The organism is Verrucosispora sp. WMMD573 (assembly GCF_027497175.1).
GTDB lineage: Bacteria > Actinomycetota > Actinomycetes > Mycobacteriales > Micromonosporaceae > Micromonospora.
The window spans coordinates 6,407,094-6,431,244 of record NZ_CP114901.1 but is presented as its reverse complement, the minus strand read 5'-3'; the positions used below and the strand labels follow the sequence as shown (position 1 = coordinate 6,431,244).

Sequence of the window (24,151 nt, the reverse complement as noted above, 5' to 3'; positions counted from 1 at the left end):
GTCAGCCGAGCAGGGGGCGGAAGGTGTCGAGCGCCACGCTGACGGCCAGCGCGGCCCCGGAGGTCGCCGTCGCGCCGACGACGAGCAGCCAGTCGGCCGCGACGAAACGCTGTCGGCGGGCGAAGGTGCGCGGGGTGCCGCTGTCGAAGCCTCGGGCGTCCATCGCCACCGCGAGCCGGGTGCCCCGCCGGATCGCCCCGACCAGCAGCGTGAACGCCGTCGAGACGAACAGCCGTAGTCGGGCCACCGGGTCGCGCCCCGCCTCGACTCCGCGCGCCCGGCGCGCCATGGTGATCATCTGCCACTCCTGGCCGAGCAGCGGCACCAACCGGAACGCCGCCAATGCGCCGATCGCGAACCGGGCGGGTGCCCTGGCGTTCTGCACCAGCGCGTCGGCCAGGTCCGTCGGGTCGGTGGTGGCGAAGACGATCACGCCGGGCAACGCCACCGCGAACAGCCGCAGCACCAGGCCGAGCGCGGTGACCAGCACCCCCGACGTCACCACGACCGGCCCCACGTCGAGCAGCACCCGGCCCGAGCGGTCGGCGGCGAAGAGCACCAGCGTGACCAGGATGCCGCCGCCGGCGGCCAGCAGTGGCCAGGCCCGTCGGGCCAGCAGCCCGGGGTGCACCCCGAACAGCGGCAGCACCGCCAGTTCCACGGCGATCGCGATGGCCGGCGTGACCGGGTCCAGCGTGGCCATCAGCGGAAACGCGAACAACATCGCCGCTGCCAGTTTGGCCACCGGATTGCGCCGAGCCAGCGGCGCGCCCGGCCGGGCGATCGGCTCCAGGGTGATCATCGCGACTCCGGTCCCGGACCGGGGGGAGCGAGGGCCAGCGTACGGTCGGCCAACGCGGCCACGAAGTCGGCGTCGTGGGTGACGGTGACCAGGCCGTGACCGGCGTCGCGCAGATCGGCGAGGAGATCCACCAGCTCACGCCAGGTGCGCCGGTCCTGGCCGAAGGTGGGTTCGTCGCAGATGAGCAGGCGGGGCGCGGTGGCCAGGGCGGTCGCCACGCTCAGCCGCCGCGCCTCGCCACCGGAGAGGGTGTACGGGTTGGCGGCGGCGAGCCGCTCCAGCCGCAGCCGGCTCAACAGTTCCGTGACGCGGTCCTGCACCGCCGATTCGGACGCCCCGGTCCGGCGCGGGCCCAGGGCCAACTCGTCGAAGACCGTACCGGTGACGAACTGGTGCTCGGGATTCTGGAACACCGAGCCGATCCGGCGGGTCAGCGCCGGTGCCCGCCAACGGTGCGGCGCGGTCCGCGAGTCCACTCCGGCCAGTCCCCGGCTCGCCGCCAGCCGCCCGGTGCCGGGCCGGAGGAGTCCGCCGAGCAGTAGCGCCAGGGTGGACTTCCCGGCGCCGTTCGGCCCGAGCACCGCGAGCGCCTCACCGGCGCGTACGGTCAGGTCGGTGGCGGCCAGCCGGGGTGGCTGGCCGAGCTGTTCGGCGGTGAGCAGCACCTCGCCGGCCGGGCCGGCGGCCCGACGTGGCGGGTTCTCCCGGCCGGGCACCCAGACTCCCTCGGCGGCGAGTGAGTCGCCGTGCGCGGCGAAGACCGCCTCCGGTGAGCCGTCGGCGCGGACCCCGCCGCCGGGTTCGAGCACCACCACCCGGTCGACCAGGGGGAGCGCCTCGGCGACCCGGTGTTCGACCAGGATCAGGGTGGTGTCGGCGTCCACCGCCCGGGCGAGCGCCGCGCGGATCAGGGCGGCACCGGCCGGGTCGAGGTTGGCGGTGGGCTCGTCCAGCAGCAGCAGGCCGGGACGCAGCGCCAGCACCCCGGCCAGGGCGAGGCGCTGCTGTTCGCCGCCGGAGAGCGCCGCGGTGGGCCGGTCCCGGTGGTACGGGAAGCCGACCCGGTCCAGTGCCCCGTCCACTCGCGCCCAGATCTGTCCGGCCGGCACGCCCCGGTTCTCCAGCCCGAACGCCACGTCGTCGCCGCTGCGGGCCATGACGAGTTGGGACTGCGGGTCCTGGAAGACGATGCCGACCCGGTCCCGGGCCTCGCCGACCGGCTGGCCGTCGATCTCGATGGTGCCTTCCCGCTCCCCGGAGTCCTCGGGCAGCAGCCCGGCCAACGCCGCCAGCAACGTGCTCTTGCCGGCTCCGGACGCTCCGAGCAGCAGCACCTTCTCGCCGTGCTCCACCCGCAGATCCACCCCGCGCACCGCCCAGCCACGCCTTCCGGCATGCCGCCACCCGAACCCCCGCACCCCCACCCCGTCACCCACAACACCCTCCTTTCTTCCCGTTGATCATGAGGTTGACGGCTGGTTCGGAGATCAACTCCGCCGCCAACCTCATGATCAACGTGGGATGGATTCCGGGTCAGACGAGGGGGCGTTCGCGGGCGGCGGGGAAGCGGTCCAGGACGCCGGTGCGGGCCAGGGCGCGGGTGAGGGCGTACGCGCCGGCACCGGCGATGACGGTGGCGCTGATGATGGTGAGCGCGGCGTAGGGCAGGCGGTAGGTGGCGATGTCGCGTTCGGCGTTCCAGTAGACGAAGTCGAAGATCGCCGCGCTCAGGCCGGTCAGCGCGCCGGCCAGCAGGGCGGCCGGCAGTCGGTAGGACCGGTACCGGAAGGCGGCGAAGGCCAGTTCGGCGCCGAGACCCTGCATCAGGCCCTGCAACAGGACGATGGTGCCCCACTGGCTGCCCAGCAGGGCCGAGATGATCGCCGCCAGCAGTTCGCAGTACAGCGAGGCGCCGGGCTTGCGGATGACCAGGCCGCCGAGCACGGCCGGCACCAGCCAGACACCGTAGATGAGGGTCTGTGCCGGCGGGAAGAAGCTGAAGGCGCCCTCGGTGGCGCTCCACACCACGCCCCAGGCCCAGAAGATGACGCCGAAGGCGACGGCGATGACCGACGCCACCACGATGTCGATGGTGCGCCAGCGGTTGCTCTCGGTGGTCTGCACGATGATTGCTCCCAGTCCAGATGCGAACCAGGCAAGACGCACGCCCCGGCCGGCGGCGCCGAACGGTGGCGGGCTGGAGGTGGACCGAACTCCCTGCGCTGGCATTACCCAGATCAGGTACGGAGGGTCTGCGGGCGGACCCGCACTCTCAGCGCTGTGCGCTCCCCTGTCGGAGGTGTTGTCTGTCCCGCCGACGCTAACACCACGGAAGATCCACCGGCAATGTGATCTCCCCAGGTCACGACGGGCGCTCGCCTCCGGCTCGTCTGGTGGGCCGGGGACGACCGGAGCCCGGCCATATTTGTGACATCCATCGACGTCATCCCCGCCGGACGGTAATCTCAGTCCGCTGATCCGCCACGGCCGAAGGGCGACGGGTGACCACAGACACTGACCGGGCCGTGCCGGGCGAGCCCGAGCCGCGACCCGCGGCCGGGGGCGTCGACATCGAAACGCGTCCCCCGGAGCCCGCCGGTGGCGAGCCGCCCCGGCGCTGGCTCGGTGACCGGATCGGCTCGGTGGAGGTCCTGGCGGCGCTGCTGATCATCCTGATCATCTTTCGGGAGCCGATCGCCGCCGCCCTGGACGATCCCCGCATCCAGACCTGGACCACCGTCTTCGTCTCGATCATGGTGCAGGCGGTGCCGTTCCTGGCCTTCGGCGTGCTGCTCTCCGCCGTGATCGCGGTCTTCGTACCCCGATCCTTCTGGGCGAAGGCGTTGCCCCGACACCCGGCGTTGGCGGTGCCGGCGGCCAGCGCGGCCGGGGTGGTGCTGCCGGGCTGCGAATGCGGTTCGGTGCCGATCGCCGGGTCACTGATCCGGCGGGGCGTCACCCCGGCCGCCGCGCTGGCGTTCCTGCTCGCCGCCCCGGCGGTCAACCCGATCGTGCTCACCGCCACCGCGGTCGCCTTCCCGAACAACCCCGAGATGGTGCTCGCCCGGGGCGTCGCCAGCCTGATCGTCGCCATGATCATGGGTTGGCTCTGGCTGCGACTCGGGCGTACCGAATGGATCAGGATGCCGCGCCGGCCGGAGTTGGACGACGCGTCCCGGGGGCGGGCCTTCTGGGCCGCCGTCCGTCACGACGTGACCCACGCCGGTGGATTCCTGGTGCTCGGCGCGATGGCCGCCGCCAGCATCAACGTGCTGGTGCCGGAGCGGTGGTTGCAGACCCTGGCCGACAACACGTGGTTGTCGATCCTGGCGCTGGCGCTGCTCGCCGTGCTGCTCTCGCTCTGCTCGGAGGCCGACGCCTTCGTCGCCGCCTCGCTGTCCCAGTTCTCGCTCACGTCCCGACTGGTCTTCCTGGTGGTGGGGCCGATGGTCGATCTCAAGTTGATCTCGATGCAGGCCGGCGTGTTCGGCCGCCGCTTCGCGTTCCGGTTCGCGCCGACCACCTTCGTGGTGGCCGTGCTGGTCGCTGTCGGCGCCGGGGCGGTGCTGCTGTGAACCGGCAGGCGCAGGCGGTGATCCTGCTGCTGCTCGGCGGCGCGGTGATCCGGGCCAGCGTCACCGACCTCTACCTGCGCTACGTCAAGGAGGGCCTGCGTCCCTTCCTGATCGCCGCCGGCCTGCTGCTGATCGCCGCCGCGATCATGACGCTCTGGTACGAGTTGCGCCCGCCGGCCCCCCGCGCGTTGACCCCGGCCGACGGATCGGGCGTCGGCCACGACGGCCACGGGCACGCCCACCACGAGCCGAGGATCGGTTGGCTGCTGATCCTGCCCGTGCTCGGCCTGCTGCTGGTCGCCCCGCCGGCGCTCGGGTCGTACGCGGCGGGCCAGGCCGGCACGGCGCTGAGCAGCCAACAGCAGTCGGACTACCCGCCGCTGCCCGAGGGTGACCCGGTGCAGGTAAGCGTTCTGGACTACGCCTCCCGGGCGCTGTTCGACCGGGGTACGTCGATCGGCGATCGGCGGGTGCAGCTCACCGGCTTCATCGCCACCGGCGCGGACGGCCAGCCGATCCTGGCCCGGATGGTGCTGTCCTGCTGCGCCGCCGACGGACGCCCGGTCAAGCTCGGGTTGACCGGCGACGTACCGGCCGGGTTGCCCGACGACAGCTGGGTGGAGGTGATCGGTCGCTACAGCGACCGGCTCGGCCGGGATCCGGTGAACGACGCCGAGATCCCCTACCTTGAGGTCGAGTCCTGGCGGCAGGTGCCTGTCCCCAAGCGCCCGTACGACTGACCTCGCGCCACCCACTGCGGAAAATGGCGCCGCTGCGGGCTTGACCCTGACGCTACGTCAACCCTCCATGCTGACCGGCATGACAATCCCGGCGACAACCAGTCAGTCTCAGGAGCCTGCGATTCGGGTGCGGGGCCTGGAGAAGTCGTACCAGAAGCTGCACGTGCTGCGTGGGGTGGATTTCGAGGTCGCGCGGGGGAGCATCTTCGCCCTGCTCGGCTCGAACGGCGCGGGCAAGACCACGGTGGTGAAGATCCTCTCCACGCTGCTCAAGCCCGACGCGGGTGGCGCACACGTCAACGGCCTCGATGTCACGGCCCAGGCCGCCGAGGTACGCGAGTCCATCAGCCTCACCGGGCAGTTCGCGGCGGTCGACGAGATCCTCACCGGGCGTGAGAACCTCGTCCTGGTCGCCAGGCTGCGGCACCTCAAGGCCCCCGGCGCGATCGCGGACGAGCTGCTGAAGCGCTTCTCGTTGACCGAGGCGGGCGACCGGAGGGTGGCGACGTACTCCGGGGGCATGCGCCGCCGGTTGGACATCGCGATGAGCCTGATCGGGAACCCGCCGGTCGTCTTCCTCGACGAGCCGACCACCGGGCTGGACCCGCAGGCGCGCCTTGAGGTGTGGCACGCCGTCAACGAACTCGCTCAGGGCGGCACGACCGTGCTGCTCACCACCCAGTATCTCGACGAGGCGGAAAACCTCGCCGACCGGATCGCGATCCTCCACGAGGGCCGGATCATCGTGGACGGCACCCTCGAAGAGCTGAGGCGGGTCCTGCCACCCGCTGAGGTCGAGTACGTCGAGAAGCAGCCGAGCCTCGAAGACATCTTCCTCACCCTCGTCGGCGCCGGCACGGACAAGGAACAGCGATGAACAAGCACTTCCTCGGCGACACCACGGTGCTCCTGGGGCGTTCGCTGCGGCACATCCTCCGCAGCCCGGACACCATCATCACCACCGCGATCATGCCGATCGCTTTCATGCTGCTGTTCGTCTACGTCTTCGGTGGTGCGATCGAGACCGGGTCCGACTCGTACGTGAACTACCTGCTCCCCGGCATCCTGGTCATCACGATCGCCTCGGGTATCTCCTACACCGCGTTCCGGCTCTTCCAGGACATGCAGGGCGGCATCTTCGGGCGGTTCCAGTCGATGCCCATCGCGCGATCCGCCGTGTTGTGGGCGCACGTCCTGACCTCGATGGTCGCCAACCTGATCTCACTCGTGGTCGTCGTCGGCGTAGCCCTGCTCATGGGCTTCCGCCCGGGGACGGATGTGCTTGGTTGGCTCGCGGCGGCAGGCATGCTGGCCCTGCTCACCCTCGCGCTGACCTGGCTTGCGGTGATCCCGGGCCTCACCGCGAAGTCGGTGGACGGCGCGGGCGCTTTCTCCTACCCGCTGATCTTCCTGCCGTTCGTCAGCTCGGCCTTCGTGCCCACCGACACCATGCCCGGCCCGGTACGGGCCTTCGCCGAGCACCAACCGGTGACCGCCATCGTCAACACGATCCGGGACCTGTTCGCCCAGCAGCCCGTCGGCTCCGACATCTGGACCGCACTCGCCTGGTGTCTCGGCATCCTCGTCGTCGCCTACCTGGCCGCCACGATCTACTACCGGCGGAGGATCGCGTGAGTCGGCACCGACCGGACCGGGCGAGCTGACGGCAGGATCGGGGCATGCTGACGATTGGTCAACTGGCCGCGTACGCCGGTGTCACGGTGCGGACGGTGCGGCACTATCACCAGATCGGGCTGCTGCCCGAGCCGGAGCGGGACGCCTCGGGTTACCGGCGGTACGGCGCGACGGCGGCCGTGTCGCTCATCAAGATCCGCACTCTCGCCAACGCCGGGGTGCCGCTGTCCCGGATCGATCAGCTACTCGAAGCCGACGCGGTGACCTTCACGGAGGCGATCCACAGGATCGACAGTCACCTCCGGGATGAGATCGAACGGCTTGAGACCAGCCGTCGGCAGATCGCGCAGCTCGCGGCCGGCGACGGCCTGACGCTCCCCCCGGAGGTGACCGCCTACCTTCATCGGCTTCGGGAGATCGGTGCGTCCGAGCGGGTGGTGGCGGGTGAACGGGACGGTTGGATCCTGGTCGCCGCTCGCTGGCCCGACAGCGTCCGCGAGTTCATGCCCGGCAAACTCGCGCAGCTCGACGACCCGCGGATCGTCCGGCTCTACCGGGTGCTGTCCGAGGTCTTCGACGGCGACGTCGACGACGATCCACGACTTGCGGAGGCCGCCGACATCATGGCCTGCCTGGCCGAGCAGGCGTACGCCGCGGGCGAGCTGAACGTCAGCAACGAGTCTTACGACGAGATGCCGCACGACCTGCTGGACGCGCTCGCCGAGGAGTCCGACCCCCGGATACAACGGCTGAAGGAGCTGTTGCGCGAACGAGGCTGGATCGGATGGAACCGGATGGAGCCGCTGGCCGAGCCGCCCTGTTGATCTCTGACCCGGTATCGCCTCTGTGAGCCGGCGTCGGGTCGTCGGTAGGCTGCCGGCATGCGTATCGATGCCCGAGGTCTGCGGTTCGACGTCGCCACCGGCGGTCCAGAGCAGGGCGAACCGGTGCTGCTGCTGCACGGTTTCCCGCAGCACTCGGGCGAGTGGGGTGGGGTGCTGCCGGCGCTGCACGCCGCTGGTCTGCACAGCTACGCGCTGAACCAGCGGGGCTACTCGCCGCAGGCCCGACCCACCCAGGTCGAGGCGTACCGGCTGGGGGAACTGGTCGCCGACGCGGCGGCGGTGCTGGACGCCCTCGGGGTGCCCGCCGCCCACGTGGTCGGGCACGACTGGGGTGCGGTCGTCGGGTGGGCGCTGGCCGCCACCCACCCGGACCGGGTACGGACCCTGACCGCGGTCTCCGTGCCGCATCCGGCGGCCATGGCGTACGCGCTGACACACGACCCGCAGCAGAAGGCGCGCTCGGCGTACATGCTGCTGTTCCGGAAGCCGGGGGTGGCGGAGAAGACGTTGCTGGCGCTCGGTGCGGCCGGGCTGCGGCGGCTACTGCATGGCGTCGGCGACGCCGCCCGGGTGGCCGCGTACGCCGATCCGATGCGTGAGCCGGGTGCGTTGACCGCCGCGTTGAACTGGTACCGGGCGATGTCGAAGGCCGATCTGGCGGCGATCGGCCCGGTGCCGGTGCCCACCACCTTCGTCTGGAGCGACGGTGACGTCGCCATCGGACGGGTCGCCGCGCAGGCGTGCGCCGCTCACGTGACCGGGGATTTTCGATTCGTCGAACTTGCCGGGATCACCCACTGGATCCCGGACGAGGCGCCGACGGCGCTGGCCGAGGCGATCCTGGCCCGGGTGCGCCCGGCGGTTTGAGCGGTCGGAGAGCGGGCACGGGGGATCCTGAACGGGTTTCGGGTCGCGCCCGACGGGGCATCAGCGTGACCGCCGGCGGCGAGGGCCGGCGGAGCCCCGGAGGTTCGCAGTGTCAAAGGAAACCGAGAAGCAGCGGTGGCAGCGCAACTTCGCCGACCTGCTACAGGAATTGCGGGTCGCGCAGACCGGCGTGCAGATCCTCTTCGCCTTCCTGCTGACCCTGCCGTTCAGCGCCGGCTTCGACGACACCACCCAGTTTCAGCGGGACGTCTACATCGTCGCGCTGCTGGCCGCGGCCGGCGCCACCGCGATGATCATCTCACCGGTGGCGTTCCACCGGGCGCTCTTCCGGCAGGGCCGCAAACCGGAACTGGTGCGCTTCGCCCACCGGATGGCCAGCGGCGGTCTCGGCTTCATGCTGGTCGCGATGGTGAGTTCGGTGCTGCTGATCACCGATTTCGTGCTCGCCCGACCGGTCGCCTTCCTGCTCAGCGGTATCGCCGGCCTGTGGTTCCTGACCTTCTGGATCTTCTTGCCGTTCGCCCGTCGCAACTGGGGTGAGGACGACATCGACGACGACGAGGACCCGAGCGGCCTGAACCAGGGCTGAGCCGGTCGCCGCTGCGGATATCCGTGGCTACCTTTGGGTAACAAACGCGGGTAGCCTGCTGAACAGGCGGAACAGTCCGACTGTCCGGATCGAGCCCCCGGGGGTTTGCCGTGGCCATCGCCGAGAACCACCGTCCGTCAGCCACCGACAGCCGCAACGCCGACCCCGCGCCGGACGCGCCGGGCCAGGTGACCGCGCCGGACGCGTCGGGCCAGGTGTCCGAGAAGGAGGCGCGTCAGGTCGCCGAGGCGGCCCGTCAGACCACCTGGGACCGGCCCAGCTTCGGCAAGGAACTCTTCCTGGGCCGGCTGCGGCTCGACCTGATCGATCCGTGGCCGCGACCGGATCCGGAGGAACAGGCTCGCGCCGAGGAGTTCCTCGGCCGGCTCCGCGATTACGTCGCCACCGAGGTGGACGGTGCGGCGATCGAACGCGATGCGCGGATCCCCGACGAGGTGTTCCAGGGGCTGGCCCGGCTGGGTGCCTTCGGGATGAAGATCGGTCGGGAGTACGGCGGGCTGGGCCTGAGCAACCTGCACTACTGCCGGGCGTTGATGCTGGCCGGCTCGGTCAGCCCGGCGATCGGCGCGTTGCTGTCGGCACACCAGTCGATCGGCGTACCGCAGCCGCTGAAGATGTTCGGCAGCGAGGAGCAGAGGCGTCGTTTCCTGCCCCGGCTGGCCGCCGGGGAGGTCTCCGCGTTTCTGCTGACCGAGCCGGACGTCGGCTCCGACCCGGCCCGCCTGGCGACCACCGCCGAACCGACGCCGGACGGCGCCGGCTACCGGATCAACGGCGTGAAGCTGTGGGCCACCAACGGCACCGTGGCCACCCAACTCGTGGTGATGGCCCGGGTGCCCAAGGCCGAGGGGCGTCGCGGCGGCATCACCGCCTTCGTGGTCGACGGCGACGCCGAGGGCATCACGGTGGAGCGGCGCAACGCCTTCCTCGGCCTGCGTGGACTGGAGAACAGTCTCACCCGCTTCCACGACGTCTTCGTACCGAAGGAGAACGTCATCGGTGGCGAGGGCAAGGGCCTGCGGATCGCCCTGAGCACGCTGACCACGGGTCGGTTGTCGCTGCCGGCAATGTGCGTCGGCGCCGGCAAGTGGGCGCTGAACGTGGCCCGGGAGTGGTCGGCGGAGCGGGTCCAATGGGGCCGGCCGGTGGGTGAGCACGAGGCGGTCGCCCAGAAGCTCTCCTTCATCGCCGCGACCACGTACGGCATGGAGACCATGCTCGACCTCTGCTGCCTGCTCGCCGACGACGACCGCAACGACATCCGGATCGAGGCGGCGCTGGTCAAGCTGTACGCCAGCGAGATGGCGTGGCGGGTCGCCGACGAACTGGTCCAGATCCGCGGTGGCCGTGGATACGAGACGGCCGAATCGCTCACCGCCCGGGGCGAACGTCCGGCCGCAGTCGAGCAGATGCTCCGCGACCTGCGGATCAACCGGATCTTCGAAGGCTCCACGGAAATCATGCACCTGCTCATCGCGCGGGAGGCGGTGGACGCCCACCTGTCGGTGGCGGGCGACATCATCGACCCCGACGCCGGGCTCGCCCGCAAGGCAAAGGCCGGCGCCCGGGCGGGCGCGTTCTACGCGCGATGGCTGCCGACTCTCGCGGTCGGCAAGGGGCAGCAGCCCACCGGGTACGGCGAGTTCGGTCCGCTCGCCGGGCACCTGCGTCAGGTGGAACGCGCCAGTCGGAAGCTGGCCCGCTCCACCTTCTACGCGATGTCCCGCTGGCAGGGAAAGATGGAGCGCAAGCAGGCGTTCCTGGGCCGGGTGGTGGACATCGGCGCGGAGTTGTTCGCGATGAGCGCGGTCTGCGTACGCGCCCACGCCGAGCGCGACACCCGACCGGAGAACGTCGAGCTGGCCGACCTGTTCTGCCGGCAGGCCCGGGTCCGGGTGGATGCCCTGTTCACCGCCCTGTGGGAGAACACCGACTCGATCGACGTGAGGGCCGCCAAGCGGATCCTCGCCGGCCGCTACGCCGCTCTGGAGGACGGCGTCATCACCCCGCCCACCGACCTCCCCTGGGTGGCCCCCTGGACCCCAGGCCCCTCCACGGCCACCACCACCGCCCGCCGCCACCTCCCCCCACCCCCCACCCCCTGACACCCCCACCCCCACCCCCACCCCTGACACCCCCACCCACCCACCCCCCAGCCCGGTCGATCATGAAGTTGTAGTCGCGACACGCCGAAGTCGATGACAACAACTTCATGATCGACCAGGCCGGGGTGGGGGAGGGGGTGGGTGGGTGGGTGTGCGGGTGGGAGGGGGGTGTGTGGGGGTTAGGGGGATTGGGGGTCGCGGAGGCCTAGGCGGCGGAGTTCGAGGGCGGCCAGGGCATCGACCGTCGTGTCGTCGCCTCGGCGCCAGGCCTCGGCGACGTCGGGGGCGATCCGGGTGAGCTTGCGCAGCGGTTGGCCGGCCAGGGCGCGCAGGGCCAGCAGATCCCGGCCGGCGGGTGCGGCGGCCAGCGCCGCCGCCGAGCCGGCCCGGCGCATCCAGCGCACCCGCAGCGGCAGCCAGCCGAACACCACCAACCCGAGTGGCACGATCAGCAGCCCGATGGCCAGTGCCAACGCCAACTGGTCGACCAACTCCTGCTGGTCGCGGCCGGCCTCGGCAAGCGAGCGGGCGGCGCCGGCCGCCCTTTCGAAGGGGGCGGTCAGCTCGTCGCCGACCAACGGCACCCGGCCGACCTTGCCGCCGGCCTCGGCGAGGTTGTCGGCAAGTCCGCCGCCCGCCCCTTCCAGCTTCTGCCCGGGTACGGCGAGTTTCTGCACCAGATCGTGCAGCCACAGCGCACCTCGGATCGTCGCGTACACCCAGGCGATGACGAGCAGATCGGTGAGCAGCTGTCGCAGCGCGGTCGGGAAACGATCAGCGTAGATCTTCACGCCGGACAGCCTGCCACGGACCCCACCGCCCGGCACCCCGACAACTGCCCGCCAGACCTCGCCGATCTTGCAGTTGTGGTCGCCGATATTTCCGCTCTGGCAGTATTCGTACCGACCAGAGGTGCAAGATCGACGGGTGGGAGGTGGGGGGTCAGCGGGCGCAGGTGGGGCAGGTGCCGAAGATTTCGAGGGTGTGGCTGACGTCGGTGAAACCGTGCTGTGCGGCGACGCGATCGGCCCAGGTCTCCACGGTGGGGCCGGCGACCTCGACGGTGCGACCGCAGGCCCGGCAGACCAGGTGGTGGTGGTGCCCCTCGCTGCACCGGCGGTACAGGTGCTCGCCGCCCGGTGGGCGCATCACGTCGATCTCGCCCGCGTCGGCCAACCCCTGCAATGTCCGGTAGACCGTGGTCAACCCGACCCGCTCGCCACGGTCGCGCAGCATCGCGTGCAGCTCCTGGGCGCTGTGGAAGCCCTCTGTCTCGGCGAGCAGCGCGCTCACCGCCGACCGTTGACGGGTGTTGCGAACCGCCGTACCACCGTCGCTCATGACGCCACTCCGCTCCGCTGCGTGCCGTCATGAGGCACGTCCGCAATGAGCCTGATGATTCGCTCGCTCATGACGCCACTCCGCTCGCTCATGATCCCTCCCCGGCGTGGCTGACCGCGTCGGCCACGATGTGCGCGACGTGCTCGTCGACCAGGGTGTACGCGATCTCCCGCCCCCGCCGGGAACCCCGGACCACGCCCGCCCCACGGAGCACCCTCAGATGCTGGGAGACCAGCGGCTGGGCCACGCCGAGCTTGTCCACCAGCTCGTGCACACAGCGCTCACCACCGGCCAGCTCACTGACGATGGCCAGCCGGATCGGTGCCGAGAGGGCGCGCAGCAACTCGCTGGCACCCTCGTACGCGTCATAGCCGGATCCGCTGGTCACCCTGCAACGGTAACCAATACCGGCGAGCCGCTCGTGATCAGGACCCGCCGAGCACCACCTCGTGCGGCTCCGGGGCCGGCGCGGGCTGGGGTCGGGCCCGCCGAAGCCGGCGCCAACCGGCGGCCAGCAGGGTGACCACCACGAACGAGGCGATCGCGAGCACCACCACCGAGGCGCCGGGCGCGGTGTCGGCGGTCGCCGCCATCCAGATGCCCGCGCCACCGGCGAACAGGCCCAACGCCATCGCCGCCGCCATCGTGCTGCGGAACCCTCGGGTGACCTGCTGCGCGGTGGCCACCGGGACGACCATCAGCGCGCTGATCAGCAGCACGCCGACCGCGCGCATGGCGATCGTCACCGTGATCGCCGTGGTGACCGCGAGCAGCAGGTTGAGCGCGCGCACCGGCAGGCCGGATACCCGGGCGTACTCCTCGTCGTGACAGACGGCGAACAGCGCCGGCCGCAGCCCGATCATCACCACCAGCACGGCCGTACCCAGCACCGCGATGGTGGCGACGTCCGCCCGCGACGCCGTGCTCAACGCGCCGAACAGGTACGCGTTGAGATTGGAGCTGGTGCTGTCGGAGAGACCGACCAGCACCACCCCGCCGGCGATGCCGCCGTAGAAGAGCAGCGCGAGGGCCAGATCGCCGGAGGTACGGCCGCGTTCACGAATCAGCTCGATGACGACCGCGCCGGCGGTTGCCGCGATCACTGCCATGATCACGGGGGAGGTCTGGAAGAGCAGGCCGGCACCGACCCCGGTCAGTGCGACGTGCCCGATGCCGTCGCCGATCAGCGCCAGCCGCCGCTGCACCAGGTAGATGCCGAGCGCGGGCGCGGTCAGCCCGATGATCAGAGCGCTGACCAGCGCAAGCTGCATGTACTCGTACTGGAAGAGGCTCATCGTGCGCTCCACAGCCCGGCGGGCTCCTCGGGACCGTGTGGATGCACGTGGTCGTGGTCCGGCGCCGCGTGGTGGCCGGCCGGCTCCGGCACGGCGCCGTCGTGCGCCACGAACCCCTGGTGTACGACGATCGCCCGGCCGATCACCGGGCGCAGCGGGCCCAACTCGTGGGCGACGAGCAGCACGGTGCCTCCGCCGACGGTGAAGTCGCGCAACGCACCGGCGAACGCCTCCTGGCTGGCCGCGTCCACGCCGGCCGTCGGCTCGTCGAGGATCAGCAGCTCGGGCTGCCCGGCCAGGGCGCGGGCGATGAGCGTGCGCTGCTGCTGCCCTCCGGAGAGGGTGCTGACCGGGTCCTTCGCCCGGTCGGCGAGGCCGACGGCGCGCAGCGCCTCGGCGACGGCCTCCCGGTCGGCGCGCCCGGGTGGGCGCAGGATCCCCCGGCGGGCCAGCCGGCCGGCGGCGACCACCTCGGCGACGGTGGCCGGTACGCCACTGCCGGCACCGAGTCGCTGGGGGACGTACCCGACGCGGTGCCACTGGCGGAACCGGCGGACCGGCCGGCCGAAGAGGGTCACGGTGCCGGCGCTCAGCGGAACCAGCCCGAGAATGGCGCGGATCAGGGTGGACTTGCCGGAGCCGTTGGCGCCGAGAATCGCGACCACCTCACCGGCGGTCACGGTAATTGAGACGTCACGAAGCACGGGGCGGCCGTCGTAGCCGACCACCCCGTGCGTGACGGTGATGACATCAGGTGTCACGAGCAGCTCAACGCCGTCCTCAGGGTCTCCAGGTTGGTACGCATCACCGAAAGGTAGTCCCCGTCGCCCTCGGCTGACAGGCCCTCGATCGGATCCAGCACGGCGGTCTGAGCGCCGACCTCACGGGCGATGGTCTCGGCCACCTTCGGGCTGACAAGCGTCTCGAAGAAGATCGTGGTGGCCTGGTGCTCCCGGGCCTCCTCGGTCACCTCCGCCAGTCGCTGCGGGGACGGCTCGTCCTCCGGGGTGAGCCCGGTGATGCCGATCTGCTCCAGCTGGTACTTCTGCGCCAGGTAGCCGAACGCGGTGTGGCTGACCACGATCTCCCGACGCTGGCAGGTCTTCAGCCCCTCGGTGAACTCGGCGTCCAGCTCCTCCAACTCGGTACGCAGGGTGGCGGCCCGCTGGGTGTACTCGTCGGCGCGGTCCGGGTCGGCCGTGCCGAGCCGCTCGGCGAGCTTGTCGCCGATGGTGGCCAGCCGGGTCGGGTCCAGCCAGACGTGCGGGTCCTTGGCGCCGTCGGCCGCCTCCTCGGCGTGCTCCTCCTCCTCGGCGTGCTCCTCGTCCTCGTGGCCGTGCTCGTCCTCCTCGCCTTCGTGGCCGTGGTCGTGGCCACCGGCGGTGGCGTCCAGCAGGGGTTCCACGGTCGCCACGTCGAAGGCGCGGTCACCGGCCTGCTGCTCGACCGCCTCGTCCACGGCGGGCTGGAAGCCGTGCAGGAAGACGACAAGTTCCGCCTCGCTGATCTGGCCGACCTGACCCGGGTTGAGCTCCAGGTCGTGCGGCTCGGCGCCGGGGCGGGCCAGGTTGGTCACGGTCACGGCGTCGCCGCCGATCCGCTCGGCGAGGAACTGCAACGGGTAGAAACCGGCCACCACGTCGACCCGCTGCGGGTCGGCGCCGGCCGGGCTGTCGTCATTCGAACAGGCGGTGACGCCGGTCAGGGCGAGCAGGGCGGCCGTGGCGGTGGCCAGGGCGCGCGGGGCGGGGCGGAAGGTCATGTCCTCGACTTTCCGCGACAACGACAATGATTGTCAAAAACGCATGCTTGCATGTCAGAACAGCTTCACCAGACCGGCCGTGACCAGCAGGGTCAGCACGATCAGCCGGATCGTCCGGGTCTGCGGCGTCTGCACCGACCAGGTGGTCACCAGCAGAGCCGCCAGCGCGCCGGCCAGCAGCAGCGTCAACAGCCCGCCGACCACCCCCGGAGTGAAGAACGCGACAAGCGCGAGAAGGAGGGTGACCAGGAACACCGTCGTCGGGTTGGTCCGGGCCAGTCGGCCGGCGATCCCAGGCTGCGTACGCTGCATCCCACAGACTCTACGAGGAGGAGGAGCCGGTGCTGGTGACCAACCGGTTCGTGGTCGACGAGGACGTCGCGGAGGCGTTCGCCACCCGGGCTCACGCGGCCCTCGCCGCGCTAGCCGCCCGGCCCGGCTACCAGCGCGGACAGCTGGTCCGGGCGCTCGACGACCCGCGTCACTGGTGCCTGGTCACCGAGTGGGAGTCGGTGGGCACCTACCGCCGCGCGCTCGGCGGGTTCGACGTGAAGATCACGGCGGTGCCGCTGCTCGCCGAGAGTGTCGACGAGCCGTCCGCGTACGAGCCGTTGGCGACCGCCGCACCGGGCGGAGACGTGGTCACGGTCGCCAGCGACCGGGCTGCGGGTCCTTACCGCTGAGTCGCCGGGCACTACGCTGGCTCCCATGACCGCTCCCGGACCGGCAGCCCCACCACCAGACTCCTCGCTGCCCGGCCAGCAGGGACCTCAGGCGGCGGACGAAAGCGGCACGCCGGCCCCATCCGGCCCGCCGTCCACCGACGGCACCGGTGCGCGGCCCGCAGCTGCCACCGGCCCGACCACGCCGCCCGGCACCGACGCGCCGCCGCCCGGCACCGACGCGCCGCCGCCCGGGCCCGGGGTGGCGCCGCCGTTCGCGGCGCCACCGACCGAGGGAGGTCGGTCCCGGCTCTGGCTCGGTCTCGGCGCGGGGGCGCTGGCCCTGCTGCTCTGTTGCGGCGGAGGCGGCACGGCGATCGTCGGCCTGCTGGTGAGTGGGGTACAGGCGATCGAGGAGCAGGGCCGAACGGTCTCCGGCGACTATTACCGGGCCCTCTCCGACGGCGACTACGGCCGGGCTTACGAACAGCTCTGCGAGGACGCCCGGCGGCGCGAGTCCCGGCAGGAGTTCGAACGCCGTTCCGCCGCTGAGCCGCAGATCTCCTCCTACCGGGTCGGTGAGGTGGACACCACCACGCTCACCGTGCCGGTGGAGGTGACCTACCGCGGAGGTGGGCAGGAGCGCCAGCAGGTCGTGCTCGCGCAGGATCCGCAGACCGGTGGCATGGAGGTCTGCGGAGTCAACTGACCGGCCGCAGGTAATGTGCTGGGTTCGGGACCGCACCGGTCGTACCGTGGTCCCGAGCCGTCCCCGCCGACCGTGACGTCCCCGCCGACCGCCAGTCGGCGTAGGAGGAAAAATGCCAGCCGACCGTATCGACGCCGTCGTCAGCCTCGCCAAGCGCCGGGGCTTCGTCTTCCCCTCCAGCGAGATCTACGGGGGCACCCGCTCGGCGTGGGACTACGGTCCGCTCGGGGTGGAACTCAAGGAGAACGTCCGCCGGCAGTGGTGGAAGACCATGGTCCAGCAGCGCGACGACGTGGTGGGGCTGGACTCCGCGGTGATCCTCGCCCGGGACGTGTGGGCCGCCTCGGGGCACCTGGAGGCGTTCGTCGACCCGCTGACCGAGTGCCAGTCCTGCCACAAGCGGTTCCGCGCCGATCATCTCGAGGAGGCGTACGAGGCCAAGCACGGCCGCCCGCCGACCTCGCTGGCCGAGCTGAACTGCCCCAACTGCGGCAACAAGGGCACCTTCACCGAGCCGCGGATGTTCAACGGCCTGATGAAGACCTACCTCGGCCCGGTGGAGAGCGACGAGGGTCTGCACTACCTGCGGCCGGAGACCGCCCAGGGCATCTTCGTCAACTACCGCAACGTGGAGACGGTGGCCCGCAAGAAGCCGCCGTTCGGCATCGCGCAGACCGGCAAGTCGTTCCGCAACGAGATCACCCCGGGCAACTTCATCTTCCGTACGCGCGAGTTCGAGCAGATGGAGATGGAGTTCTTCGTCGAGCCGGGCACCGACGAGCAGTGGCACGAGTACTGGCTCGCCGAGCGCTGGAACTGGTATCGCGACCTCGGTCTGTCCGAGACCAACCTGCGCTTCTACGAGCACCCCAAGGAGAAGCTCTCCCACTACTCGAAGCGCACCGTCGACATCGAGTACCGGTTCCAGTTCGGCGGCACCGAGTTCGCCGAGTTGGAGGGCATCGCCAACCGCACCGACTTCGATCTGTCCACGCACAGCAAGCACTCCGGCGTCGACCTGTCGTACTTCGACCAGACCAAGCAGGAACGGTGGATCCCGTACGTGATCGAGCCGGCCGCCGGCCTCACCCGCGCGGTGCTGGCCTTCCTGCTGGAGGCGTACGACGAGGACGAGGCGCCGAACACCAAGGGCGGTGTGGACAAGCGCACCGTGATGCGCTTCGACCCGCGACTGGCCCCGGTCAAGGTGGCGGTGCTGCCGTTGTCGCGTAACGAGGCGCTCTCCCCGAAGGCGAAGCAGCTCGCCGCCGACCTGCGCAAGCGCTGGGTGGTCGAGTTCGACGACTCGCAGGCCATCGGCCGCCGCTACCGTCGGCAGGACGAGATCGGCACTCCGTTCTGCGTCACCGTCGACTTCGACACCCTCGACGACAATGCGGTGACCGTGCGCAACCGGGACACCATGACCCAGGAACGGATCGGCCTGGACCAGGTCGAGCGCTACCTGATCGACCACCTTCCCGGCTGCTGATCCCCGACTCCGCCCGGGCACGCCGGTCTGAACCCGGCGGCCCGGGACGGATCGACGGTCGAGCCGACTGGTATCCATGGCCAATGATGTCTTCAGGCGGGCGTACCCGCACGGAGACGACGAAGGGCCAACGACGTGGAGCCGGAAGGACGCGAGGAGATCTTCGAGCGGGCGCGGGAGTACTCCACCCGGCCGGCGGGCTGGGAGCAGGCGGACGTGCTCTGGCTGCGGGTCATTGAGGCGTACCGGCAGGCCGTCGCGGGCGACCAGGTCGACCGGCACGATCAGCGTCAGCTGGCTCGGGCCCTGTGGCGGCACAGCATGGTGTTGGCCGCCATGGGTCGCCACGACCGGGCGAAGGAGTCGGGCCACCAGGCCATCGTGCTGTTCGCGGAGATCCATGAGGCGGTGGCGGCAGAGCATCCGGATCCGACCCAGCCGCGCCGGGACGAGGCGCTGGGCGAGTTGATCACCGCGATGGTGGACTGCGGCGAGTCGGCGTTCGTGGCCGGCAGCCCCGAGGTCCGGCTGGAGCTGCTGGACAAGGCGCTCGGCATCGGGCTGAACACCGCCGGTCCGCCGCCTGGCGCGGGGCCGCGCACCCGTGCGGCGATGGCCACCGCCTACCACAACTACGGCAACGCCCTGCTGCACCGTCACCAGCAGCGGGGCGCGGCGACCGATGCTCAGGAAGCGGCGCTGGCCGCCTCCCGGGCGACGGAGCTGCGCCTCAAGGCGCTCGACCCGCATCAGCCGATCACCATCTGGGAGCTGGCCAACACGTACTCGATCTACGCGCACGCGCTGGTGGCCATCGGCGACGTCGAGCGTGCCGGGTTGGTGGTCAAGCAGGGCATCCTGCTGACCGACTTGCTGGGTGTTAGCGGGACGGAGATCCAGCAGAAGCTGCGGGCAGCGGAGGCGCTGGTCCGGCAGGCGTCCGGTGGCGGCGGCCGCCGGTGGCCGTGGCGGCGGCGCTGACCACGGTCCCCGTACCCTTGAGCGGTGGAAACCGCCCTCCCTCCCGCTGCCGACCGGCCGTCGCTGAGCATCGGGCCGCACCAGGTGTGGCCACCGGTGGTGCTCGCCCCGATGGCCGGCATCACGAACGTCGGCTTTCGGCAGCTCTGTCGGGAGCAGGGCGGCGGCATCTACGTCTGCGAGATGATCACGACGGTCGCCCTGGTCGAGCGGAACCCCAAGACGCTGCGAATGATCGCGTTCGGGGCGGACGAGCGACCGCGCAGCCTCCAGCTCTACGGCACCGACCCGGAGACCACAGCTGCCGCCGTGCGGATCGTGGTCGAGCGGGACCTCGCCGATCACATCGACCTCAACTTCGGCTGCCCGGTGCCGAAGGTGACCCGGCGCGGTGGCGGCGCGGCGCTGCCCTGGCGGCGGCGGCTCTTCGCCCGCCTGGTGCGGGCCGCCGTGGACGCCGCGGCACCCGCCGGGGTGCCGGTCACGGTCAAGATGCGAAAGGGCATCGACGACGAGCACCTGACGTACGTCGAGGCGGGGCTCGCCGCCCAGGAGGCCGGCGTGGCCGCGGTCGCCCTGCACGGGCGTACGGCCGCGCAGCGGTACTCGGGCACCGCCGACTGGGACGCCATCGCCACCCTCAAGCAGGCGCTCGACGTGCCGGTGCTCGGCAACGGCGACATCTGGGAGGCCGACGACGCGCTGCGGATGGTGGCGCACACCGGGGTCGACGGCGTGGTGATCGGTCGCGGCTGCCTTGGCCGGCCGTGGCTCTTCGCCGACCTGGAGGCGGCGTTCGACGACTCGGCACAGCGGCGGCTGCCCACCCTCGGCGAGGTCGCGGTGACCATGCGCCGGCACGCCGAGCTGCTGGTCGAACAGTTCACCGCCGGCGCCCGCAACCCGGCCCGAGGTGAACGCGACGGCTGCACCGACTTCCGCAAGCACGTCGCCTGGTACCTCAAGGGCTTCCCGGTCGGCAGCGAGCTGCGCCGTTCGCTGGCGATGATCGACAGCCTGGCCCAGCTCGACGACCTGCTCGGCAAGCTCGACCCGGCGGCGCCGTTCCCGGTGGAGACGTTGGGCCAGCCGCGCGGGCGCACCAACTCGCCGGGCAAGGTCTTCCTGCCCGACGGCTGGCTGGCCAGCCGCGACGACGACACCGTCCCCGAGGGCGCCGAGCTGGACGACTCCGGCGGCTGACCCGCCCCGGCCCCCATGCCTGCGCCCCCGACCACCCCCTGCCCCGACCACCCCCTGCCCCGACCACCCCCTGCCCCGACCACCCCCTGCTGGCGGGAGCACAGCAATATCGGGGATGTTGCTGTGTCACGCCACGGCGAGGGAGCAACATCCCCGATGTTGTCGTATCCCGGGGTGGTGGTTCGGGGAGAGACGACGAAGGGCCGACCCCGGGTGGGGTCGGCCCTTCGTGGTGTTCGGTTGGTCAGGAGGTGGCGCTGTAGCCGCGGGTGGCGATCCAGTCGGCGAGGGCGTCGACGCTCATCCGGTAGGAGGCCTGGGCGGGGTCGGCGGAGTCGGCGATGGTGACCGTCTCGCCGCCGTCGCGGTAGCCCACGACGCTGATGTAGTGGCCGCCCTCGAAGCTGTGCGTGGTGCCGTCGGTGTCGGTGGCGGTGCCGGCGATGTTGGCGACCACGGCACGGCCGTCGTCGACGGTGCGGACGATGTCGTCGCGCAGCTTGTCGGTCTGCTTGTCGTCAGCCTTGGCGTCGGAGATCTCGACCGACTTGTAGACGTCCTTGCCGGTCTCCTTGTTCAGCACCGGGGTGATGTCGTTGATGGAGTTGGTGCCGGCCTCGGTGGTACGCATCTCCTTGGCCATGGTGTCCACGTCGATGTTCTTGCCCTGCACGCTAAGCGCGTTGCGGGCGGCAGCGGGACCGCAGTAGTAGAAGTTGGGCTGTGCCTCGTAGCGGACGCCCAGTTCGCGCTCGCCACCGGGCTTGCGGTCGGCCACCACGGCGCTCGCCTGGACACCGGGGGTGGCCTGGGCGGCGACGGCGGGGCCGGCGATGCCACCGGCGGTGGCGGCGGCAGCGGCGATGGTCAGGGCGGTCTTGCGCAGAATGGTGGTAGCCATGATGATCTACACCTTTCGGTCGGGGGTGCGCGCGGCTCCGCCCGCGAATGGGGGATGCGGGCGAGCCATGCGAAAAGGGGAAGACTTCGTGGCGTTCGTCCGGTGTCCCGGGATGCGGGGTAACACCGGGGGCTCGCGGCCCGGCCACATGTAACGCCGGGTGGGCCTGGGCCATTCCGTGGGCGTCGCGGGGAGGCGGTCGCCCTGGCATTGTCGTCCGGAGGTGTAACGCCCGACGGCGGGGGGTCATTCCGACCCGGGCCGGGGGCGGCGCTCGGAGGCGCCCGTGGTTACCCCATGTACAACCACCGGACCCGGCCCGCGATTCCGCCGGTGGGGTGGCCTCGGCCACCGGCGAACCGGACAACCCGGTCACATGGTGACGCGGGTGTCAGGCGGGTCGGGAGTCGGGTGCGGCGACGCTGAGCCAGGTGAACCCGGCATACATCGTGATCCGCTCGAACAGCCCCACCCGGCGCGCCGGGGAGCACCCCGGCAGGTCGAGGGCGACGAGCGTGGCGCAGGTGAGGAAGGCGGTCAGCGCCGGTGCCGCGACGCACTGTTCGCCGACGGACCGGTGGACCGCTTCACCCTCGGTCTGGAGCTGCTTCTGGACGGTCCGGCGGCTCGCCGGAATGGCTGACCGGCGGCTGCCCAGCCGGCTCGGCGCCGGTCGACGGCCTGCGCGGGGCGGGCAACGGCGTCGCCGACCAGGGCAGTTCAGGGCAGCGGTGATACGCGATGCCCGCCGTGGCCCACCGTGGGCCGTGCCCCGCCAGTCGGTCGCGGAACCCGTCCCAGTCGTGCGTCGACCGGGGTGACCAGCCCAACTCGGCGATGGCGGGCAGCCGGGGGAACAGCATGAACTCGATCTCGGCGAGGCTGGTCACCGACTCGGTCCACAGCGGCGCCTCGACACCGAGCACCGCCTCGGCCGGTACGCCCGCCAGGTGGCCGGCCGGGTCCCAGTCGTACGCCCGGCGTACGTCGATCAGGCCGGCCCAGTCGTGCCCGATCGGGGTGTCGGGGGCGTACTTCATGTCGAGGTACGCGTGGTTGCCGGGGGAGAGGATCAGCCGGGCGCCCCGGCGTACCGCCTCGGCGGTCACCGGATCGTCGCCGGTCGTGCCCCACCACTGGAGGATCCGCCGGTCGGTGTGGGCGGCGGGGGCGATCTGGTGCCAGCCGATCACCTCCCGGCCGAGCCCGGCGACGATGCGTTGCACCCGTTCGACGAAGGCGGCGTACACCTCGGCGGGTACTTTGAACGCCTCGTCGCCGCCGATGTGCAGCCACCGGCCTGGGGTGAGCGCGGCGATCTCGCCGAGCACGTCGGCGACGAAGTCGAAGGTGCGCTCGCTGGCCGGGTCGACATAGCTGAAGCCGACCTCGGTGCCGGCGTACGGTGGCGGTGCGACCCGGTCGGGCGCCAGCTCGCCGTACGCGGTCAGCGCCGCGTGCGTGTGACCGGGCAGGTCGATCTCGGGGATCACGGTGATGTGCCGCTCGGCGGCGTACGCCACGATCCGCTGGTAGTCCGCCCGGGTGTAGTAGCCGCCGGAGGCGTCGCCGACCGCGCCGGCTCCGCCGACAGTGGCCAGCCGGGGCCAGGATTCGATCGCGATCCGCCAGCCCTGGTCGTCGGTGAGGTGCAGGTGCAGCCGGTTGAGCTTGTACCGGGCCAGGTGGTCGATCACCCGCAGCACATCGCTGACGCCGAAGAAGTGCCGGGCCACGTCGAGCATCGCTCCCCGGTGCGGATACCGGGGGCGGTCGAGGATAGATCCGCCGGGTAGCACCCAGCGTTCGGTGACCGGGGTCACGCTCTCGACGGTGGCCGGCAGCAGCTGCCGCAGCGTCTGCACCCCGTGGAAGAGACCGGCGGGGGTGCCGGCGGCAATGCGTACGCCGTCGGTGGTGATGTCGAGCCGGTAGCCCTCCGCGCCCAGTGCCGCCTCGCCGGTCAGAGCGAGGGCGATGCCACCGGACGGTACGGGCGTGGCGGCCTCGGTGACCGGCAGCGGATATCCGGTCGCCGGGCGCAGCAGGGCGGCGAGATGCCCGGCGACGGCCCCGGCGGCCGGGTCCGCGCTGACCCGGATCACCGCGTCGGCGGCGAGCAGGTAGTCGGCCGTATTGTCCGGTTCGACCCGTTCCGGCGCGGGCACCACGTCGCCCAGCCGGGTCGGTGCCGGCGGTGCGAGCAGCGCCGCCGCCTCCCGCTGCGCCGCCCGGGCCAGCTCGCCAGTGGTACGCCCGGCAGCCTGGGTGGCGGCGGCGCGCGCCGCCGTCTCGGTGGCGTTCGCCGGTGCGGCGGTCTCGGCCCGGGTGGTGGTGCTCGCCCGCGCGGCGGTCCCGCCACCTGCGGCGTTCTGATCCGCTGCGGCGGTCTGCGCGTCCGGGGTGGGCGCCGCAGCAGGCGGCGCGGGGACGTCGGCGAGGTGGGACGGGTCGAGTGGTTCCGGTGCGGTGCTGGCTGCGGCGGACACGAGGACTCCCGAGGGGGTGTATTCGCGGCGGTTGTGGCAATGGTGCGGGGTGGTGACGGAGCGTGCCGTCCAGGGTACGAGGGGGTCGGCAATTGCGTGAATGTGCGCGTGGAACC

Annotated in this window: 25 protein-coding genes and 1 riboswitch; of the genes, 13 read left to right on the top strand and 12 right to left on the bottom strand. The window is 71.4% G+C overall.

Annotation, left to right across the window (positions count from 1 at the left end; translation table 11 throughout):
- Position 1 precedes the first annotated feature (1 nt).
- The 3 genes from O7601_RS29120 to O7601_RS29110 form a co-directional block, all read right to left on the bottom strand.
- Positions 2 to 802, bottom strand: coding sequence for an energy-coupling factor transporter transmembrane component T (locus tag O7601_RS29120; RefSeq protein ID WP_281564232.1), 801 nt, complete (start codon positions 800 to 802; stop codon positions 2 to 4).
- Complete coding sequence (locus O7601_RS29115) at positions 799 to 2,238, bottom strand: ABC transporter ATP-binding protein (RefSeq protein WP_281564231.1); 1,440 nt, start codon at positions 2,236 to 2,238, stop codon at positions 799 to 801. Before O7601_RS29115 ends, O7601_RS29120 begins: the two co-directional genes overlap by 4 nt.
- A gap of 97 nt (positions 2,239 to 2,335) precedes the next feature.
- A complete protein-coding gene (locus O7601_RS29110) occupies positions 2,336 to 2,926 on the bottom strand; it encodes an ECF transporter S component (RefSeq protein WP_281564230.1) in 591 nt (196 codons plus the stop codon).
- A 72-nt stretch (positions 2,927 to 2,998) separates the two neighbouring features.
- Positions 2,999 to 3,104, bottom strand: a riboswitch (TPP riboswitch).
- A gap of 331 nt (positions 3,105 to 3,435) precedes the next feature.
- Here O7601_RS29110 and O7601_RS29105 point away from each other — a divergent pair.
- From O7601_RS29105 to O7601_RS29070, 8 genes are all read left to right on the top strand, one after another.
- The gene (locus tag O7601_RS29105; protein ID WP_281567088.1) at positions 3,436 to 4,377 is read left to right on the top strand and encodes a permease; all 942 of its coding nucleotides are present in this window, start codon (positions 3,436 to 3,438) and stop codon (positions 4,375 to 4,377) included.
- Positions 4,374 to 5,117: a TIGR03943 family protein gene (locus tag O7601_RS29100; protein ID WP_281564229.1), complete on the top strand. Its 744-nt coding sequence runs from the start codon at positions 4,374 to 4,376 to the stop codon at positions 5,115 to 5,117. Before O7601_RS29105 ends, O7601_RS29100 begins: the two co-directional genes overlap by 4 nt.
- Before the next feature lie 79 nt (positions 5,118 to 5,196).
- Positions 5,197 to 5,994: an ATP-binding cassette domain-containing protein gene (locus O7601_RS29095; RefSeq protein WP_281564228.1), complete on the top strand. Its 798-nt coding sequence runs from the start codon at positions 5,197 to 5,199 to the stop codon at positions 5,992 to 5,994.
- On the top strand, positions 5,991 to 6,752 hold the full coding sequence (locus tag O7601_RS29090) for an ABC transporter permease (RefSeq protein WP_281564227.1): 762 nt from the start codon (positions 5,991 to 5,993) through the stop codon (positions 6,750 to 6,752). The genes O7601_RS29095 and O7601_RS29090 overlap by 4 nt, the downstream gene beginning before the upstream one ends.
- 44 nt (positions 6,753 to 6,796) lie before the next feature.
- Positions 6,797 to 7,576, top strand: coding sequence for a MerR family transcriptional regulator (locus tag O7601_RS29085; protein ID WP_281564226.1), 780 nt, complete (start codon positions 6,797 to 6,799; stop codon positions 7,574 to 7,576).
- A gap of 57 nt (positions 7,577 to 7,633) precedes the next feature.
- Positions 7,634 to 8,464 carry an alpha/beta fold hydrolase gene (locus O7601_RS29080; protein WP_281564225.1) on the top strand — a complete coding sequence of 277 codons (831 nt, stop codon included), beginning with the start codon at positions 7,634 to 7,636 and terminating at the stop codon, positions 8,462 to 8,464.
- 109 nt (positions 8,465 to 8,573) lie between these two features.
- Positions 8,574 to 9,074, top strand: a complete 501-nt coding sequence (locus O7601_RS29075; protein WP_281564224.1) for a DUF6328 family protein — start codon at positions 8,574 to 8,576, stop codon at positions 9,072 to 9,074.
- A gap of 188 nt (positions 9,075 to 9,262) precedes the next feature.
- Positions 9,263 to 11,200, top strand: coding sequence for an acyl-CoA dehydrogenase family protein (locus O7601_RS29070; RefSeq protein ID WP_281567087.1), 1,938 nt, complete (start codon positions 9,263 to 9,265; stop codon positions 11,198 to 11,200).
- 179 nt (positions 11,201 to 11,379) lie between these two features.
- On the opposite strand, the gene O7601_RS29065 is transcribed toward O7601_RS29070, so the two are convergent.
- The 7 genes from O7601_RS29065 to O7601_RS29035 form a co-directional block, all read right to left on the bottom strand.
- Positions 11,380 to 11,991: a hypothetical protein gene (locus O7601_RS29065; RefSeq protein WP_281564223.1), complete on the bottom strand. Its 612-nt coding sequence runs from the start codon at positions 11,989 to 11,991 to the stop codon at positions 11,380 to 11,382.
- A 151-nt stretch (positions 11,992 to 12,142) separates the two neighbouring features.
- Positions 12,143 to 12,541 carry a transcriptional repressor gene (locus tag O7601_RS29060; protein ID WP_281564222.1) on the bottom strand — a complete coding sequence of 133 codons (399 nt, stop codon included), beginning with the start codon at positions 12,539 to 12,541 and terminating at the stop codon, positions 12,143 to 12,145.
- An 88-nt stretch (positions 12,542 to 12,629) separates the two neighbouring features.
- Positions 12,630 to 12,929: a metalloregulator ArsR/SmtB family transcription factor gene (locus tag O7601_RS29055; RefSeq protein WP_093407467.1), complete on the bottom strand. Its 300-nt coding sequence runs from the start codon at positions 12,927 to 12,929 to the stop codon at positions 12,630 to 12,632.
- A gap of 37 nt (positions 12,930 to 12,966) precedes the next feature.
- Positions 12,967 to 13,836, bottom strand: coding sequence for a metal ABC transporter permease (locus tag O7601_RS29050; RefSeq protein ID WP_281564221.1), 870 nt, complete (start codon positions 13,834 to 13,836; stop codon positions 12,967 to 12,969).
- Positions 13,833 to 14,597 carry an ABC transporter ATP-binding protein gene (locus tag O7601_RS29045; protein ID WP_281564220.1) on the bottom strand — a complete coding sequence of 255 codons (765 nt, stop codon included), beginning with the start codon at positions 14,595 to 14,597 and terminating at the stop codon, positions 13,833 to 13,835. The genes O7601_RS29050 and O7601_RS29045 overlap by 4 nt, the downstream gene beginning before the upstream one ends.
- A complete protein-coding gene (locus O7601_RS29040) occupies positions 14,594 to 15,598 on the bottom strand; it encodes a metal ABC transporter substrate-binding protein (RefSeq protein ID WP_281564219.1) in 1,005 nt (334 codons plus the stop codon). The genes O7601_RS29045 and O7601_RS29040 overlap by 4 nt, the downstream gene beginning before the upstream one ends.
- A gap of 54 nt (positions 15,599 to 15,652) precedes the next feature.
- Entirely contained in the window at positions 15,653 to 15,910 is a 258-nt protein-coding gene (locus O7601_RS29035; RefSeq protein WP_281564218.1) for a hypothetical protein, read from the bottom strand.
- A 29-nt stretch (positions 15,911 to 15,939) separates the two neighbouring features.
- On the opposite strand from O7601_RS29035, the gene O7601_RS29030 reads away from it, so the two are divergent.
- From O7601_RS29030 to dusB, 5 genes are all read left to right on the top strand, one after another.
- Positions 15,940 to 16,281 carry an antibiotic biosynthesis monooxygenase gene (locus tag O7601_RS29030; RefSeq protein WP_281564217.1) on the top strand — a complete coding sequence of 114 codons (342 nt, stop codon included), beginning with the start codon at positions 15,940 to 15,942 and terminating at the stop codon, positions 16,279 to 16,281.
- A gap of 241 nt (positions 16,282 to 16,522) precedes the next feature.
- Entirely contained in the window at positions 16,523 to 16,969 is a 447-nt protein-coding gene (locus tag O7601_RS29025; protein ID WP_281567086.1) for a hypothetical protein, read from the top strand.
- Between the two features lie 112 nt (positions 16,970 to 17,081).
- The gene (locus tag O7601_RS29020; protein WP_281564216.1) at positions 17,082 to 18,461 is read left to right on the top strand and encodes a glycine--tRNA ligase; all 1,380 of its coding nucleotides are present in this window, start codon (positions 17,082 to 17,084) and stop codon (positions 18,459 to 18,461) included.
- A gap of 135 nt (positions 18,462 to 18,596) precedes the next feature.
- Entirely contained in the window at positions 18,597 to 19,442 is an 846-nt protein-coding gene (locus tag O7601_RS29015) for a hypothetical protein (RefSeq protein WP_281564215.1), read from the top strand.
- A 24-nt stretch (positions 19,443 to 19,466) separates the two neighbouring features.
- On the top strand, positions 19,467 to 20,645 hold the full coding sequence (dusB, locus tag O7601_RS29010; protein ID WP_281564214.1) for a tRNA dihydrouridine synthase DusB: 1,179 nt from the start codon (positions 19,467 to 19,469) through the stop codon (positions 20,643 to 20,645).
- A 244-nt stretch (positions 20,646 to 20,889) separates the two neighbouring features.
- On the opposite strand, the gene O7601_RS29005 is transcribed toward dusB, so the two are convergent.
- Positions 20,890 to 21,546 (bottom strand): C39 family peptidase, encoded by a 657-nt coding sequence (locus tag O7601_RS29005; protein WP_281564213.1) that lies wholly within the window; start codon positions 21,544 to 21,546, stop codon positions 20,890 to 20,892.
- Positions 21,547 to 22,133: 587 nt separating this feature from the next.
- Complete coding sequence (locus tag O7601_RS29000) at positions 22,134 to 24,035, bottom strand: beta-N-acetylhexosaminidase (RefSeq protein WP_281564212.1); 1,902 nt, start codon at positions 24,033 to 24,035, stop codon at positions 22,134 to 22,136.
- Between the last annotated feature and the right edge of the window lie 116 nt (positions 24,036 to 24,151).